At 72.6% G+C, this 15,232-nt stretch carries 16 protein-coding genes; all 16 read left to right on the forward strand.

The features are described 5' to 3' along the window. The first annotated feature begins 26 nt into the window (after positions 1-26). The 16 genes from ACWEVP_RS33375 to ACWEVP_RS33450 all read left to right on the forward strand — a co-directional run bounded on the left by ACWEVP_RS33375 (position 27) and on the right by ACWEVP_RS33450 (position 15,229). Positions 27-1,058, forward strand: coding sequence for an Lrp/AsnC family transcriptional regulator (locus ACWEVP_RS33375; RefSeq protein WP_452066537.1), 1,032 nt, complete (start codon positions 27-29; stop codon positions 1,056-1,058). Between the two features lie 31 nt (positions 1,059-1,089). Further along, a complete protein-coding gene (locus tag ACWEVP_RS33380; RefSeq protein ID WP_452066538.1) occupies positions 1,090-2,229 on the forward strand; it encodes a serine hydrolase domain-containing protein in 1,140 nt (379 codons plus the stop codon). A 61-nt stretch (positions 2,230-2,290) separates the two neighbouring features. Beyond that, the gene (locus ACWEVP_RS33385) at positions 2,291-3,529 is read left to right on the forward strand and encodes an FAD-binding protein (RefSeq protein WP_452066539.1); all 1,239 of its coding nucleotides are present in this window, start codon (positions 2,291-2,293) and stop codon (positions 3,527-3,529) included. A 312-nt stretch (positions 3,530-3,841) separates the two neighbouring features. After that, complete coding sequence (locus ACWEVP_RS33390; protein ID WP_452066540.1) at positions 3,842-4,069, forward strand: hypothetical protein; 228 nt, start codon at positions 3,842-3,844, stop codon at positions 4,067-4,069. A 210-nt stretch (positions 4,070-4,279) separates the two neighbouring features. Beyond that, entirely contained in the window at positions 4,280-5,560 is a 1,281-nt protein-coding gene (locus tag ACWEVP_RS33395) for an ABC transporter substrate-binding protein (protein ID WP_452066541.1), read from the forward strand. 3 nt (positions 5,561-5,563) lie between these two features. Continuing rightward, the gene (locus ACWEVP_RS33400; RefSeq protein WP_452066542.1) at positions 5,564-6,538 is read left to right on the forward strand and encodes a carbohydrate ABC transporter permease; all 975 of its coding nucleotides are present in this window, start codon (positions 5,564-5,566) and stop codon (positions 6,536-6,538) included. Continuing rightward, positions 6,535-7,380 carry a carbohydrate ABC transporter permease gene (locus tag ACWEVP_RS33405; RefSeq protein WP_452066543.1) on the forward strand — a complete coding sequence of 282 codons (846 nt, stop codon included), beginning with the start codon at positions 6,535-6,537 and terminating at the stop codon, positions 7,378-7,380. The genes ACWEVP_RS33400 and ACWEVP_RS33405 overlap by 4 nt, the downstream gene beginning before the upstream one ends. Before the next feature lie 5 nt (positions 7,381-7,385). After that, positions 7,386-7,946, forward strand: a complete 561-nt coding sequence (locus tag ACWEVP_RS33410) for a DUF624 domain-containing protein (RefSeq protein ID WP_452066544.1) — start codon at positions 7,386-7,388, stop codon at positions 7,944-7,946. Next, the gene (locus tag ACWEVP_RS33415; RefSeq protein WP_452066545.1) at positions 7,943-9,052 is read left to right on the forward strand and encodes a Gfo/Idh/MocA family protein; all 1,110 of its coding nucleotides are present in this window, start codon (positions 7,943-7,945) and stop codon (positions 9,050-9,052) included. Before ACWEVP_RS33410 ends, ACWEVP_RS33415 begins: the two co-directional genes overlap by 4 nt. Then, positions 9,052-10,272, forward strand: a complete 1,221-nt coding sequence (locus ACWEVP_RS33420) for a Gfo/Idh/MocA family protein (protein ID WP_452066546.1) — start codon at positions 9,052-9,054, stop codon at positions 10,270-10,272. Before ACWEVP_RS33415 ends, ACWEVP_RS33420 begins: the two co-directional genes overlap by 1 nt. Continuing rightward, positions 10,269-11,189 carry a DUF6807 domain-containing protein gene (locus ACWEVP_RS33425; RefSeq protein ID WP_452066547.1) on the forward strand — a complete coding sequence of 307 codons (921 nt, stop codon included), beginning with the start codon at positions 10,269-10,271 and terminating at the stop codon, positions 11,187-11,189. The genes ACWEVP_RS33420 and ACWEVP_RS33425 overlap by 4 nt, the downstream gene beginning before the upstream one ends. Positions 11,190-11,200: 11 nt before the next feature. After that, positions 11,201-11,581, forward strand: coding sequence for a hypothetical protein (locus ACWEVP_RS33430; RefSeq protein WP_452066548.1), 381 nt, complete (start codon positions 11,201-11,203; stop codon positions 11,579-11,581). 203 nt (positions 11,582-11,784) lie between these two features. Beyond that, complete coding sequence (locus tag ACWEVP_RS33435; RefSeq protein ID WP_452066549.1) at positions 11,785-12,279, forward strand: pectate lyase family protein; 495 nt, start codon at positions 11,785-11,787, stop codon at positions 12,277-12,279. 84 nt (positions 12,280-12,363) lie between these two features. Continuing rightward, positions 12,364-13,137, forward strand: a complete 774-nt coding sequence (locus ACWEVP_RS33440) for a pectate lyase (protein ID WP_452066576.1) — start codon at positions 12,364-12,366, stop codon at positions 13,135-13,137. A 55-nt stretch (positions 13,138-13,192) separates the two neighbouring features. Next, on the forward strand, positions 13,193-14,164 hold the full coding sequence (locus ACWEVP_RS33445; RefSeq protein ID WP_452066550.1) for a pectinesterase family protein: 972 nt from the start codon (positions 13,193-13,195) through the stop codon (positions 14,162-14,164). 69 nt (positions 14,165-14,233) lie between these two features. Continuing rightward, positions 14,234-15,229: an arabinan endo-1,5-alpha-L-arabinosidase gene (locus tag ACWEVP_RS33450; protein WP_452066551.1), complete on the forward strand. Its 996-nt coding sequence runs from the start codon at positions 14,234-14,236 to the stop codon at positions 15,227-15,229. Positions 15,230-15,232 lie beyond the last annotated feature (3 nt).

Below are 15,232 nucleotides of genomic sequence, written 5' to 3' on the forward strand. Positions count from 1 at the left end.
TGATCATGATCGGGGCACAATGCGCCATGCCCGTTCCCACGGCGGCCCAGCCGGAACCGGCGCGGCTGACCGGGTCGGACCTCGCGCTGGTCGAGGCGCTGCAGCGCGACCCGCGGGCGCCGTGGACGCGGATCGCCGCCGCCGTCGGCACCGACGCGACGACGGCCGCGCGCCGCTGGGACCGGCTGCAGGCGGCCGGGCTGGCCTGGCTCACCGCCTACGCGACGGCTCCGACGACCACTGTCGGCTACGTCGACCTGGCCTGCCGCCCGGACGCGCTGGCCGAGCTGACCCGCGAGCTGTGCGGCTGGCCGGCGGTGTTCAGCGTCGAGCGCACGACCAGCCGCTTCGCGCTGTTCCTCTCGCTGGCCGCCCGTGACCTCGACGCGCTGGACGAGCTGGTCACCGGCCGGCTCGGCGCCCTGCCCGGCGTGCGCGAGGTCCGCTTCGCCGTCGCGACGCGCGTGTACCGCGAGGGCAGCGGCTGGCTGGTGAACGCGCTGGCGCCGGAACAGCGGGCGGTGCTCGACGAGACGGCGGTGCAGGCCCGGCTGGTCGTCCCGCAGCAGTGGGACGACCGGGACGTGCGCGCGCTGGTCGAGTCCCTCGGCGAGGACGGCAGGCGCAGCTACGCCGAGCTGGCCCGCGACTGCCGGATGAGCGAGTCCGCGGTGCGCCGCACGCTGGCGCGGATGCTGCGCAACCACGAGCTCGACTTCCGCTGCGACCTCGCGCACGTCCCGGCGGGCTGGCCGGTGATCGCGGGCTACCGCCTCGACCTCGCGGCCGCCGACCTGGACCGCGCGGGCACGGCGATCGCGCAGCTGCCGGAAACCCGGCTCTCGGCCGCGGTGGTGGGGGAGGGCAACCTGGTGGTGTCGGCGTGGCTGCGCGAGCCGGCCGGCTGCACGGGCTACGAGCAGCGCCTGGCGGCCGCGGCCCCGGGGGCGCGTGTCCTCGACCGCGCGATCACGCTGCGGATGCCGAAGCGGATGGGCCGGCTGCTCAGCCCGCACGGCCTCGGCGGCACCCACCAGGCGATCATCCCCGCCCGCTGACTATCGTGCGGGCACGGACCTGGGGAGGATCATGAGCCTGCGGGAAACCCTGCAACGCCACGTCGACTCCGGGACGCTGCCCGGTGCGGTGGCCGTCGTCGACCGGGGCGGAGACCGGCAAGTCGTGGCGGTCGGCTCGGCCGACGTCGAAGGCAGCCGGCCGGTGGCCGAAGACACGCTGTTCCGGATCGCGTCCATCACCAAACCGATCACCGCAGCCGCGGTCCTCACCCTCGTGGACGACGGCACGCTGGCGTTCGACGACCCGATCACCCGGTGGCTGCCCGAGCTGGCGGACCCGATGGTGGTGCGGACGCCGTCGAGCCCGGTGGCCGACGTCGTCCCGGCGAAGCGGCCGATCACGGTGTTCGACGTGCTGACCGGCCAAGCCGGCTGGGGCTTCGCGTCGGACTTCACGCTCCCGGCGGTACAGGCGCTGTTCCCCGTGCAGGGAGACGGCCGGGAGGTGCAGAGCTTCCCGCCGCCGGACGTCTGGCTCGAGCGGCTGGCCGAGGTGCCGCTCGCCTTCCAGCCGGGCGAGGCGTGGCTGTACGACACGTGTTCCACGATCCAGGGCATCCTCGCCGCCCGAGCGTCCGGCCGGTCGCTGCCGGAGCTGTTCGAGGAGCGGATCTTCGCACCGCTGGGCATGGCGGACACGGGGTTCGTCGTCGGCCCGGAGCGGCGCGACCGGTTCACCGCTTGCTACAAGAAGACGGCGGACGGTCTCGTCCTCGCCGATCCGCCGGACGGCCAGTGGCGCACGATGCCCGCGTTGCCGCTGGGCAGCGGCGGCCTGGCCGGGACGGCGGGGGACTGGGTGGCCTTCGGCCGGATGCTCCTCGCCTCCGGTGCCGCCCCGGACGGCCGGCGGGTGCTCAGCCCCGAATCGGTCCGCGCGCTGACCACCGACCACACCACCGCGGCCCAGCGCGAGATCGGCGCGCTGTTCCTGGCGGGCCAGGGCTGGGGGATGGGCGGCACGGTGGACGTCGCGGCCGTCGAGCCGTGGACCGTCCCCGGCCGCTACGGGTGGGTCGGTGGCACCGGCACGACCGCCCACGTCGTCCCCTCGACCGGCACGGTCGCGGTGCTGCTGACCCAGGTCGGCGCGGACGACCCGGTACCGCCGGAGTGGATGCGCGACTTCTGGCGCGCGGCGGCCGCGTAGGGTCGGTGGCGGGGATCCGGCACTGGGATCCGGCAGTGGGATCCGGCACTGTGGAGGGACATTGGGCGAGTCGAACTGGGCGGGCAACCACGCCTACGCCGCGGACGCCGTGGTGGCCCCGCGCACGGTCGACGAGGTGCGGGCGGCCGTCGCGGGCGCGTCGCGCGTCAAGGCGCTGGGCAGCCGGCACTGCTTCAACGACATCGCGGACTCACCCGGCGGCGTCCTGCTCGACCTGCGCGCGCTCGAGGTCCCTCTGGAGTTCCACGACGGCAGCGTGACGGTCGGCGGCTCCGCGCGCTACGGCGACTTCGCCGGACAGCTGCACGCCGCGGGTTTCGCGCTGCCGAACCTCGCGTCGCTGCCGCACATCACGGTGGCCGGCAGCGTCGCGACCGGCACCCACGGCTCCGGACGCCGGCAGCCCGGGCTCGCCGCGGCCGTGTCGGGGGTCGAGCTGGTCACCGCGGACGGTGACCTGCGGACGTTCACCCGGGCCGACCCGGAGTTCGCCGGCGTGGTCGTCGGGCTGGGCGCGTTCGGCGTCGTCACGCGGCTCACGCTCGACGTCGTGCCCGCGTTCGACGTCCGGCAGGACGTCTTCGACGCCCTGCCCTGGGAGGCCGCGTCCCGGCACTTCGACGAGATCGAGGACGCCGGCTACAGCGTGAGCATGTTCACGAACTGGGTGAACGACACGATCGACCAGGTGTGGGTCAAGAGCCGCGTGGACGCGTTCACCGCGCGCCCCGGCCTGTTCGGCGCGGTGCCGGCCGACGGCCCCCGCCATCCGGCGCACGCGGCCGGGATCGCCGCCGACAACGGCACTCCCCAGCAAGGGGTGCCGGGCCCGTGGCACGAGCGGCTCCCGCACTTCGCGCTCGCCTTCACCCCGAGCGTCGGGGACGAGCTGCAGACGGAGTACTTCGTGCCGTACGCCGACGCCGTGGCGGCGATCGAGGCGGTCCGGGAGATCGGCGACCTCGTGGCGCCCTTGCTGCTGGTGTCGGAGATCCGCGCGATCGCGGGCGACGAGCTGTGGCTGAGCCCGTGCCACGGTGGTGACCGCGTGGCGCTGCACTTCACGTGGCAGCCGCGGCAGCCCGAGGTCGAGGCGGTGCTGCCGGTGCTGGAGGAGCGCCTGGCGCCGTTCGGGGCCCGGCCGCACTGGGGAAAGCTCTTCCACGCGGTCGGCGGGGAGTACCCGCGGCTGGCGGATTTCCGGGCGCTGGCGGGGAAACTCGATCCCGGGGGCAAGTTCCGCAACCCGTTCCTGGAGCGGCACGTCTTCGGGGACTAGCGCCGCCGGCGGGGCCGTGGTCGCGTGGACGATGAGGACCGCACCATCACGGAAACGCCTGGCAACTATTTCCGTTCGGTCACCGATTCCGCCGTGCATTCGCGGACAAAGTCGTGTTTCCGGTTCGAGTAAGCGCTTACTCGAACCGGCGACCGCCGTTCGGAGTACCCTCCTTTCGACGAATTCGAGGGCGCGTCCCGGACATTGACACACTTGTCGCGAACGCCCTACCGTGACCATCGGAAGTTTCTCCCGAACTGCCCATTCGTCAGTTCCCGCACGGCCGGAGCCGGCCGTGCCGATCGGAGACCCATGTCGGGGAGCAGGCGCCGCACCGTCGCGGACCCACCGAAGCCGGCCGTGACCGGCGCGGCCGGCGCGGCCGGCGCGTGGATCCGCACCGACGCCCGCTGCCGCCGCAATCCCCGGGCGGGCGCGGGTGATCCGGCGGTGGTGCGCGGGATCGGCGAAGAGGTCGCCGCCGGCCGGCCGGCGCTGTTCTCCGACGTCGGCGTCCCGTGGGCGGAACGCACTGGGTGACGAACCCCGGTGCCCCAGCGCTGGCAGCCCCGTGTCCACCCGGGATTGCTGTAAGCGCTTTCTCGCGCTGCCCGTTTTCAAGGGAAAGCGTTGCTGCACAAGGGGTGTTGCGGTGATGCGCCCGTTGACACGAGTCGCGTGCGCTGCCTACCGTGACCCCGCTGACGGCGTTTTCGGAAAAGTGCTGACCGGCTGGGAACGGAGAGCTCGATGCGTCGGACAAGACCGCGGCGGACCCTCGTCGCGCTGGCCGCGGTGGTGCCGCTGCTGCTGACCGGGGTGGCCGCGTGCGGCTCGGACTCCGGCGACGGCGGGGACGTGACGATCACCTTCGTCTGGTGGGGGAGTGACGGCCGGGCCACCCTGACGAAGAAGGCCGTCGAGCTGTTCCAGCGGAAGAACCCGAAGATCAAGGTGCAGACGTCGTTCTCGGCGTACGCCGCCTACTGGGAAAAGCTGGCGACGCAGACGGCGGGCGGGAAGCCGCCGGACGTCCTCAACGTCGACACGCGCTACCTGGCCGAGTACGGCGGCCGGGGCGTCCTGGCCGACCTGAACCAGGGCGCCGGGAAGTCGGTGTCGCTCGCCGACGTCAACCCCGAGCTCGCCGCCACCGGCGTCTACCAGGGCAAGCGGTACGCCGTGCCGTGGGCGCAGAACACCCCGGCGATGCTCTACGACCCGGCCGCGTTCACCGCGGCGGGCGCGGACCCGGCGAAGGGCCTCACCTGGGACCAGTACGCCGACGCGACGCGGAAGGTGAGCGCCGCCGGCGGCGCCCGCGGCACCACCGACTTCGGCATCCTCGACACCACCCTGGAGATCTGGCTGCGCCAGCAGGGCAAGCAGTTCTACAGCCCCGAGGGCAAGCTCGGCTTCACCGCGGACGACCTGCGCCGGTACTGGCAGCTCGCGGGCCGGTTCCGCGACAGCAACGGCGCGTCCCCCGCCGACGTCACGGCCTCCTACAACACCTCGCCCGAGCAGTCGCCGCTCGGCAAGAAGCTGACCAGCTCCGAGTTCGCCTACGACAACCTGCTGCCCGCTTACCAGAAGGCGAACGGCAAGCCGCTGAACGTGGCGCCGTACCCGGCGGACACGGCCGGGAACACCGGGCAGTACCGGCGGCCGTCGATGTTCCTGGCGGTGTCCGCGCGCAGCCCGCAGCAGGAGGCGGCGGCGAAGCTCGTCGACTTCCTGGTCAACGACCCCGAAGTGGGCAAGATCGTCGGCACCGACCGCGGGCTCGCGCCCAACCTGAAGGTCCGCGCCGAGCTGGCGGCGAGCGCGAAGGGCGCCGACAAGACGCTCTACGACTACGAAGCCGCGCTCGAGCCGAAGCTCGGCGCCGCGCCGCCGGTCCCGCCCAAGGGCGCCGGCGCGATCCAGAAGCTCCTCCAGCGCACCTACGAGGAGGTCGCGTTCGGCCGGATGGGCGTCGACGACGCGGTGACCCGGTTCCTGTCCGAGGCCGGCAAGGCGCTGGGCTAGCCGATGACGACCGTGCGCACCCCGGATCCGCCGGTCGCCACCGAGGCGGCCGCGCGCGTCCGGCACCGGGACCGCCCGGCCGGACACCGGCGCCGGAGCCGGCCGGAGGCCTTCGCGTTCCTGACGCCCTGGCTGCTCGGCGCGGTGGCGCTGACCGTCGGCCCGATGGTCGTCTCGCTCTACCTGTCCTTCACCGACTACGACCTGTTCACCTCGCCGAAGTGGGTCGGCTTCGGCAACTTCGCGCACATGTTCACCGACGACGACCGCTACCTGCAGTCGGTGCAGGTGACGCTGATCTACGTCCTGGTCTCGGTACCGCTGAAGCTCACCGTTTCACTGCTGGTGGCCATGCTGCTCAACACCCGCCGCGGCGCCGGCGGCTTCTACCGGGCCGCGTTCTACGCGCCGTCGCTGCTCGGCGCGAGCGTCGCGGCGGCGCTGGTGTGGCGGGCGCTGTTCACGGGCGGCGGCCCGGTGAACGAGGTGCTGGCCTTCTTCGGCTGGCACACGCCGAGCTGGGTGGACGACCCGCGGTTCAGCCTGGCCTCGATCGTGCTGCTCGGGATCTGGCAGTTCGGCGCGCCGATGGTGATCTTCCTGGCCGGGCTCAAGCAGATCCCGGCGGAGCTACACGAGGCGGCGGCGATCGACGGCTCCGGCTCCGTCCGGCGGCTCCGGCACATCACGCTGCCCCTGCTCTCGCCGGTGATCTTCTTCAACCTGGTGATGGAGGCCATCCACGCGTTCCAGGCGTTCACGCCCGCGTTCGTGATCGGCGGCGGCCGCGGCGGCCCGGCCGACGCGGACCTGTTCTACACGCTGTACCTGTACGAGGTCGGGTTCCAGGACTTCCGGATGGGCTACGCGTCGGCGATGGCGTGGGTACTGCTGGCGGTGATCGCGATCGTGACGGCGATCGTCTTCCGGACCGCGAAGCTGTGGGTGTTCTACGACGACGCCGAGGAGCGCTCATGACCGCGCTGCCGCGCACGGCCCGCTCGTTCGGGTGGCACGTGCTGTGCCTGGTGATCGTCGCCGTGGTGCTGTACCCCCTGGTGTGGCTGGCGTTCGCGTCGGTCAAGCCGCCGGACGAGATCCTGTCCCGGCTTTCCCTGCTGCCGACGCGGTTCGTCTTCGACGGCTACACCAAGGGCTGGGAAGGGGCGGCCGACGTCGGGTTCGGCCGGTTCTTCCTCAACTCGGTGCTCGTCGCGGGGCTGTCGGTCGTGGCGAACGTGCTGTCCTGCTCGCTGGCCGCGTTCGCCTTCGCGCGGCTGGAGTTCCGGTTCCGCGGCGCGCTGTTCGCGTTCATGATCACGACGCTGATGCTGCCCTACCACGTCACGCTCATCCCGCAGTACGTGATCTTCCAGCAAGCCGGCCTGGTCGACACGTTCGTCCCGCTGATCCTGCCGAAGCTGCTGGCGACCGAGGCGTTCTTCGTGTTCCTCATCGTGCAGTTCATGCGCGGGATCCCGCGCGAGCTCGACGAAGCCGCCACCATCGACGGCTGCTCGGTCTACCGGACGTTCTGGCACGTCGTGCTGCCGCTGTCGAAACCGGCGCTGGTCACGACGTCGATCTTCACGTTCATCTGGACGTGGAACGACTTCTTCACGCAGATGGTGTACCTGAACGACACGGAGAAGTTCACCGTGCCGCTGGGGTTGCGGCTGTTCGTCGACACCAGCAGCGAGTCGAACTTCGGCGCGATGTTCGCCATGTCGGCGCTCGCGCTCGTGCCGATCGTCCTGTTCTTCCTCGCCTTCCAGCGCCTGCTGGTCGAAGGCGTCAGCACCAGCGGGTTGAAGGGGTGACGACGATGCGCACGACCTCGTGGCGGACCGGGCTCGCCGACTTTTCGGACTGCCTGCTGACCGGGCTGCTCGTCGCCCTCGCCTCGGTGCCGGTGGTGACCGCGGCTCCCGCGTTCGCGGCGGGCTGCCGGGCCCTGGACCGGACGCGGCACGGCCTCGGTAGTCCACTGTGGACGACGTTCTGGACGGACTTCCGCGGCAGCGCCCGGGGCGGTTCGGGATTCGCACTCGGGTGTCTCGCCGCGGTGCTGGTGTTCGCGGTGGACCTCGAAGTCGTGCGGTCGATGCCGGGCGCCGGAGTGCTCGGACCGGCGTTGTGGGTGCTGGCCGCCGCGGGCGTCGTCGTCGCGGTGCGTACCTGCGAAGTCGTCGCGACCGGGGAACCGTCCTGGCTCCGCGCGGCGGTGACGGCCGCGCGGGAGTCCGCGGCGGCGCCGTGGAACGCGCTGCTCCTGGCCGGCGCGGCCGGCCTCGCGGTGGTGCTCGTGGGGATGCTGCCGATCCTCGCGCTCGTGGTGGCCGGACCGCTGGCACTGGCCGCGGTGGCGACCGGCGGGCCCCGGTGACCCCTTCGGTGGTCGTGTTCGGCACGGCCGGGTACGCGCGCACGCACCTGCGCCGGGCCCGTGCCCTGCACGACCGGGGCGAGATCGTGCTGGCCGGCGCGTGCGACGTCCGCGAACCCCCGGACGGGACGGCCGGGCTGGTGCCGGTGTTCGCCCGCGACCCGGCCGAGCTGCTGGCCCGCGTGCCGGCGGACATCGCCGTGATCGCCACCCCGCCGCACACCCACTTGCCGCTGGCCCGCCTCGCGCTCGCCGCGGGCTGCCACGTGCTCGTGGAGAAACCGCCGGTGCTCGACCTGACGGCGTTCGACGAGCTGACCGGGCGGGCCCGCGGCCGGGCCTGCCAGGTCGGGTTCCAGAGCTTCGGCTCGCCCGCGGTCGGGGTGATCCGGGCCGCGCTGGCCCGGGGCGAGATCGGGACGGTCACCGGGATCGCCGCCGCGGGCGCGTGGATCCGGCGTGACCGCTACTTCGCGCGCACCGCCTGGGCGGGCCGTCGGCGGCTCGCCGGCCGAGCCGTGGTGGACGGCGCGCTGACCAACCCGTTCGCCCACGCCGTCGCGACCGCCCTGCTGCTCGACGGCACCGCCGGAGAGCTGCCCGGGCGGAGCACCGTCGAGCTGTACCGCGCCCGCGACATCGAGTCCGACGACACGGCGTGCGCCCGCCTGTGCTTCGCCGGCGCGCCGGACGTCGTCGCCGCCGCGACGCTCGCCGCCGAAGCCGACCACGAACCCTACGTGCTCATCCACGGCACCGAAGGCCGGATCCGGTGGCACTACAAGACCGACGTCGTCCGGGTACGCGGCGAGCCGGTGCGGGTGGGCCCGCCGGAGGACCTGCTGGCGAACCTCGTCCGACACGTGAGCGACGGCGCGCCGCTGCTCGCCCCGCTGGCCGCCACCCGCGCCTTCACCGCGCTGGTCGAGGCCGTCGGCGACGCGCCGGAGCCGAGGCGGCTGCTCCAGGCCCGGGCGGTCGGCGCCGGGCCGGAGCGCCGGTTCGTCGTGCCCGGCGTCGACCGCGCGGTCGACGCCGCGGCCGAGCGGCTGGCCCTCTTCTCCGAACTCGCCCTGCCCTGGACTCCCGCCCGAGAGGAGACGTGATGGTGACGCGCCGCTACGCGATCGTCGGGCTGGGCTCCCGAGCGCAGCTGTTCGCCCGGGCCCTGGCCGGTTCGCCCCGAGCCGAACTCGTGGCGTTCTGCGACCGCAACGAGACCCGCATGCGCGTCCACAACGGCTGGCTCGGCACGGCGGTGCCCGGCTACCGGCCGGAGGACTTTCCCGCCATGCTGGCGAAAGAACGCGTCGACGTCGTCGTCGTGTGCACGCCCGACCACACGCACGCGGACTACGTCGTCGCCGCGCTGCACGCGGGCTGCGACGTCGTCACCGAGAAACCCATGACGACCGACGTCGACGGCGCGCGGCGCATCCTGGCGGCCCGCCGCGAGACCGGACGCTCGGTGCGCGTCGCCTTCAACTACCGGTACAACCCGGTGCACCGGCGGGTGCGCGAGCTGCTGGCCGCGGGCACGATCGGGGAGATCGGGTCGGTCGAGTTCGGCTGGCTGCTCGACACCGCGCACGGCGCCGACTACTTCCGCCGCTGGCACCGCGACAAGGCGAACTCCGGCGGCCTGCTCGTCCACAAGTCCGGGCACCACTTCGACCTGGTCGGCTGGTGGCTCGGCCGCGACCCCGAGACGGTGTTCGCGTTCGGCCGCCTGTTCTTCTACGGCGACGGGACCGGGCACCCCGACCAGCGGTTCGCCCTCGACCTCGATGCCTCGCCCCGGCTGCGCGCGCTCTACCGCGACGCGGAGCACGAAGACGGTTACGTCCGGAACCAGGACGTGTTCGCCCCCGGTGTCAGCATCGAAGACGATGTGTCGGTGCTGGTGCGGTACCACGGCGGGGTGGTGCTGAACTACCACCTGCACGCCTACTCGCCCCGCGAGGGCTACCGCGTCGCGTTCGCCGGCAGTGCGGGGCGGCTGGAACTGGACGTCCGGGAGAACGAGTTCGCGGCCGGGGCCGAGCCGGTGCCCGAGCCCGGCCGCGCGCGGCTGACCGTGCAACGGCACTGGGCACCGCATGAGGTCGTGTTCGACGGGGTCCTCGGGGAAGGGCACGGAGGCGGGGACGAGCGGATGCTCGCCGAGCTGCTCGGCGACGCCGAGCCGGACCCGCTGGGCTGCGCCGCCGACCACGAATCCGGGCTGCGGGCACTCCTCACCGGCCTGGGCGCCGACCGGTCCCTGGCCACCGGCCGCCCGGTCCCGGTGGCCGGGCTCCTGGCCGGAACCGGGGACCGGGCGTGAGCCGCGCGGCGGTGAACGACGGGAAGCTGGACCTGGCCGAAGAAGACGACGGCGCGGTGCGCGTCCGCCGCGGCGACCTCGTCCTGGCGGAGTACGTCGTGGCGCCGCCGACCCCGGCCGGGGACTCGCCGAAGCCGTACCTGCACCCGCTGCGGAGCACCGCGGGCGAGATCGTGACCGCGATCCGGCCGCACGACCACACCTGGCACAACGGCCTGCAGTTCACCATGGCCCACCTGTCGGGCGAGAACTTCTGGGGCGGCCGGACCTACGTGCGCGGTCGCGGGTACACCCCGCTGGACAACAACGGCACCGTCGGCCACGTCCGCTGGGAGAGCATCGCGAGCGCGCCCGCGCACTGCGAACTGCGGCACGAGCTCGCGTGGCGCACCGCGTCGGGCCGGCAGTGGCTGACCGAGCACCGCACGCTGCGCTTCGGCGACGTCTCGCCGGGCAGCTGGACCCTCACGTGGTCGAGCCGGCTGCGCAACACCAGCGGCCGCGGACTGCGCTGGGGGAGCCCGGTCACCGAGGGGCGCGAGACCGCCGGGTACGGCGGGCTGTTCTGGCGCGGTCCGCGCTCGTTCGTCGGCGGCACGGTCCGGACACCCGACGGCAGGCCGGCGGACGCCGCGATGGGCCACCGCGCGCCGTGGCTCGCGTTCACCGGCCGCCACGACGAGAGCCTGAAGACCTCGACGCTGCTGTTCGCCGACAGCCCGGCCAACCCCGGCTTCCCGACCGCCTGGTACGTCCGCGCCGAGCCTTTCCCGGTGGTCAGTTTCGCCACGACGTACCACCGGCCGTGGGAGTTCGGACCGGAGGAGGAGCTGACGCTGACCCACCACGTCGTCGTCGTGGACGGCGACCCGGAGCCCGCCCGGCTGGCCGAGCTCGCGGCCCGGGCGGCCGAGTAGAAGGAGCCGACATGCGCTGGACGGCCTTCGCGGGGTGCCTCGCCCTGCTCGGGCTCACGCTCACGGCCGGGACGGCGGACGCCCGCGGCCACGACCCGGGCCGCGTCGTGCTCGGCGCGCACGACGGCTGGGGCGCGGGGACGACCGGCGGAGAGGGCAACGTCGACGCCGCCGACCGGCCCCGGAGCTGCGAGGACTTCGCCGACCCGGCCTACAGCCTGCCCGCGTACCTGGCGGCGTACGACCCGGCGACCTGGCGCAAGGTCGAACCGTCGGGGCCGCTGGAGGAGGCGCGGGCGCGGTCGCGGGCCAACCAGGCCGCGCAGGTCGTGGTCGACGTCGGCCCGAACACGACGGTCCACGGCCTCGGCGCGCCACCCTGCACGGGCTGACCCTGCGCGTCACCGGCGACAACGTGATCCTGCGGAACCACGTACTTCGGGCGCAAGTACGAAGTCCACGACGGACTGCTGGACATCGTCGACGGCTCGGACCTCGTGACGATGTCGGACAACCGCCTGCACGACCACGACAAGACGATGCTGATCGGCAACACCGACAAGCCGGCGTACGACGTGGGAAGCTGCGCGTCACGGTGCACCACAACCTGTTCTCCGACATCGGGCAGCGCGCGCCGCGGGTCCGGTACGGGCAGGTGCACGTGTACGACAACCTGTACGTGGTGCGGGACGCGGCCGCGTACACGTACTCGCTCGGCGTCGGCGTCGAATCGCGGATCCACGCGGAGAACAACTTCTTCCGGCTCCCGGCTTCGGTGCCGCTGGGAGCGCTGGTCCACTACTGGAAGGGAACGGTGCTCCACGCGACCGGGACGCTGGTTTCCTCCGGTGCGGCCCGGCCACACCCGGTGGACCTGCCGGCGGCGTACAACGCGGCGAACGACCCCGACCTGGGTCCGGACGTGGGCTGGACACCGACGCTGGTGGAGCGGCTCGACCCGACCTGGGCCGTCCCGGCGCTGGTGACCGCCGGCGCCGGTCCCGTTTTCCGAAAAATCGACGCTTTCGGCGGCCGTCCGGGGGACAGGCGCGTCCCTGCGGCGGGCGGCATTGACACCGGCAAGCGCTGAACCCGAGACTGAGAAAGCGCTTTCAGCACTCAGGAGGATCATTTCCCGCACGGGAAGAACCAAGGAGTGATGAGCATGTCCCCGATATCCCGGGCGATCCGGGTCGCGGTCGTCGCCGCCGTCGCGCTCGCGGCGGCCGTCGGCGCCGGCGCGACCGCCGCCGGAGCCGCGTCCTGGCCGAACCCGAGCACGAGCGTGCCCGTCGGCGCGACCATCAAGGTCACCAGCGGCACCTACGACGGCGGCCTCAAGCGGTTCTACGGCACCGGCGACCTCGGCACCGGCGGCCAGGACGAGGACCAGGGCCCGATCTTCGAGCTGGCCAACGGCACCACGCTGAAGAACGTCGTCCTCGGCAGCCCGGCCGCCGACGGCGTGCACTGCCTCGGCACCTGCACGCTGCTCGGCGTCTGGTGGGAGGACGTCGGCGAGGACGCCGCGACCTTCAAGGGCACCTCGGCGTCGCAAACCATGACCATCGACGGCGGCGGCGCGCGCAAGGCGTCGGACAAGGTCTTCCAGCACAACGGTCCCGGCACGATGTACATCCGCAACTTCCAGGTCGACGACTTCGGCAAGCTGTACCGCTCCTGCGGCAACTGCAAGACGCAGTACCGGCGCAACGTCGTCGTCGACAACGTCACCGCCACCGTGCCGGGCAAGGCGCTCGTCGGCATCAACACCAACTACGGCGACACGGCGAAGCTGACCCGGATCACCGTCGTCGGCGACTCGAGCCGCAAGATCGAGCCCTGCCAGAAGTACCGGGGCGTCACCAGCGGCGAGCCGACGAAGACCGGCAGCGGGCCCGACTCGACGAACTGCCTCTACACCAGCGCCGACATCACCTACCGATAAGCGACCGGGGGTGCCGGCCGCCGTCCGGCACCCCCGGCGTCCCCGTGGAGGTGCCGTGTTCACGACCCTGCTCCTCGCCTCGATCCTGACCGGGGCGACACTGGCCCCGCCCGCCGCGGCGAACGTCGTCGTGGCCGAGGACGGCTCCGGGGACTACACCACCGTCCAGGCCGGGATCGACGCCGTCTCCGCCGGCGGCACCGTCTCGGTCAAGCCCGGCACCTACCGCGAGGTGCTCACCGTTCCCGCGGCCAAGACCGGCCTCACCCTGCGCGGCACCACCGGCCGGGCCGCCGACGTCGTCCTCGACTACGACAACGCCGGCGGCACGAAGAAACCCGACGGCTCGACGTACGGCACGTCGGGCAGCGCGACCGCGACGATCGCCGCGAACGGCTTCACCGCGACCGCGCTGACCTTCCGCAACTCGTTCGACCGCACGGCCCAGCCGGAGATCACCGCGACCCAGGCCGTCGCGGTGAAGACCACCGGCCACCAGGACACGCTCTACGCGGACACCGCGGCGACCGGCACGATCGGCCGCCAGTACTACCGGAACTGCGCGATCAGCGGCGACGTCGACTTCCTCTTCGGCCGCGCCACCGCCGTGTTCGACCGGGCGACGATCACCGCGCTGGACCGCGGCTCGAACCCGAACGGCTACCTGACCGCGGCCGGCACCCGCCGGAGCACCCCGTACGGCTTCCTGGTCGTGGGCGGCAAAGTCCTCAGCACGGCGGCGAACGGGAGCTTCTCCCTGGGCCGGCCGTGGCACCCCGGCGGGGACGCCGACGCCATCGCGCAGGTCGTCATCCGCGAGACCGCGCTGCCGGCGGCGATCAAAGCCACGCCGTGGACCGACATGTCCGGCTTCTCGTGGCGGGACGCCCGGTTCTTCGAGTACCGCAACACCGGCCCGGGCGCGGGCACCGGAACCGACCGGCCGCAGCTGACCACCGCGCAGGCCGCGACGTTCACCGCGCAGCGCTACCTCGCCGGAAGTGACGGGTGGAACCCCGTCCACTGACCCGACGAAAGTACCGCCCGGTTCCTGTTAGCGTTAACACTCCGGGATCAGCGTCGAACCGAGGACACCATGAGACTGCGCCGCCTGCCCGCCGTCGCCGCCGTGGCCGCCGCCCTGCTGGGCGTGCCCGCGGCCCAGGCCGCGGACTACCCGAACCCCGGTTACGTGACCGGCGACATCACGGCGGTGCACGACCCGTCGATGATCCGCGCGGCCGACGGCAGCTACCTGCTGTACTCCACCGACCAGTACCTGCAGGTCCGCCGCTCGACCGACCGGATCCACTTCACCAGGATCGGATCGGTCTTCCCGAGCGGCGCGCCGTGGACCGCACCCTTCACCGACCCGGCCGACCCCGGGTACCTGTGGGCACCGGACATCTCGTTTCACGACGGCAGGTACTACCTGTACTACGCGGCTTCGACGCTGGGCTCGCGCAACTCGGCGATCTTCCTGGCCACCAGCACGACCGGACTGCCGGGCAGCTGGACGAACCAGGGCATCGTCGTGCAGACCAGCACGAGCAACGACTACAACGCCATCGACCCGAACCTGTTCGTCGACTCCTCGGGCCGCTGGTGGCTGAGCTTCGGCTCGTGGTGGACCGGGATCAAGCTGATCCGGCTCGACCCGGGCACCGGCAAGCGCAGCACGTCCGACACCGCGCTGCGGAGCATCGCGCAGCGCACGGGCAGCACGACGGCCGAGGAAGCGCCGTACATCGTCCAGCACGGGAGCTACTACTACCTGTTCGTCTCGTGGGACCTGTGCTGCCAGGGCACGAAGAGCACCTACCGGGTGATGGCCGGGCGCTCGACGTCGATCACCGGGCCGTACACCGACCGCGCCGGGGTCCGGATGACCGCCGGTGGCGGCACGCAGATCCTGGCGAGCCACGGGGACGTCCACGGCCCGGGGCACGTCGCGGTCCTGCACGACACCGACGCCGACGTGCTGGTCTACCACTACTACTACTACTACTACTCCGACGCGACGCCGCTGACCGGCAAGCTCGGCATCAACCTCGTCGGCTACGACAGCGCCGGCTGGCCCTACGTCTACTGAGTC

It is taken from the genome of Amycolatopsis sp. NPDC003865 (assembly GCF_053605345.1).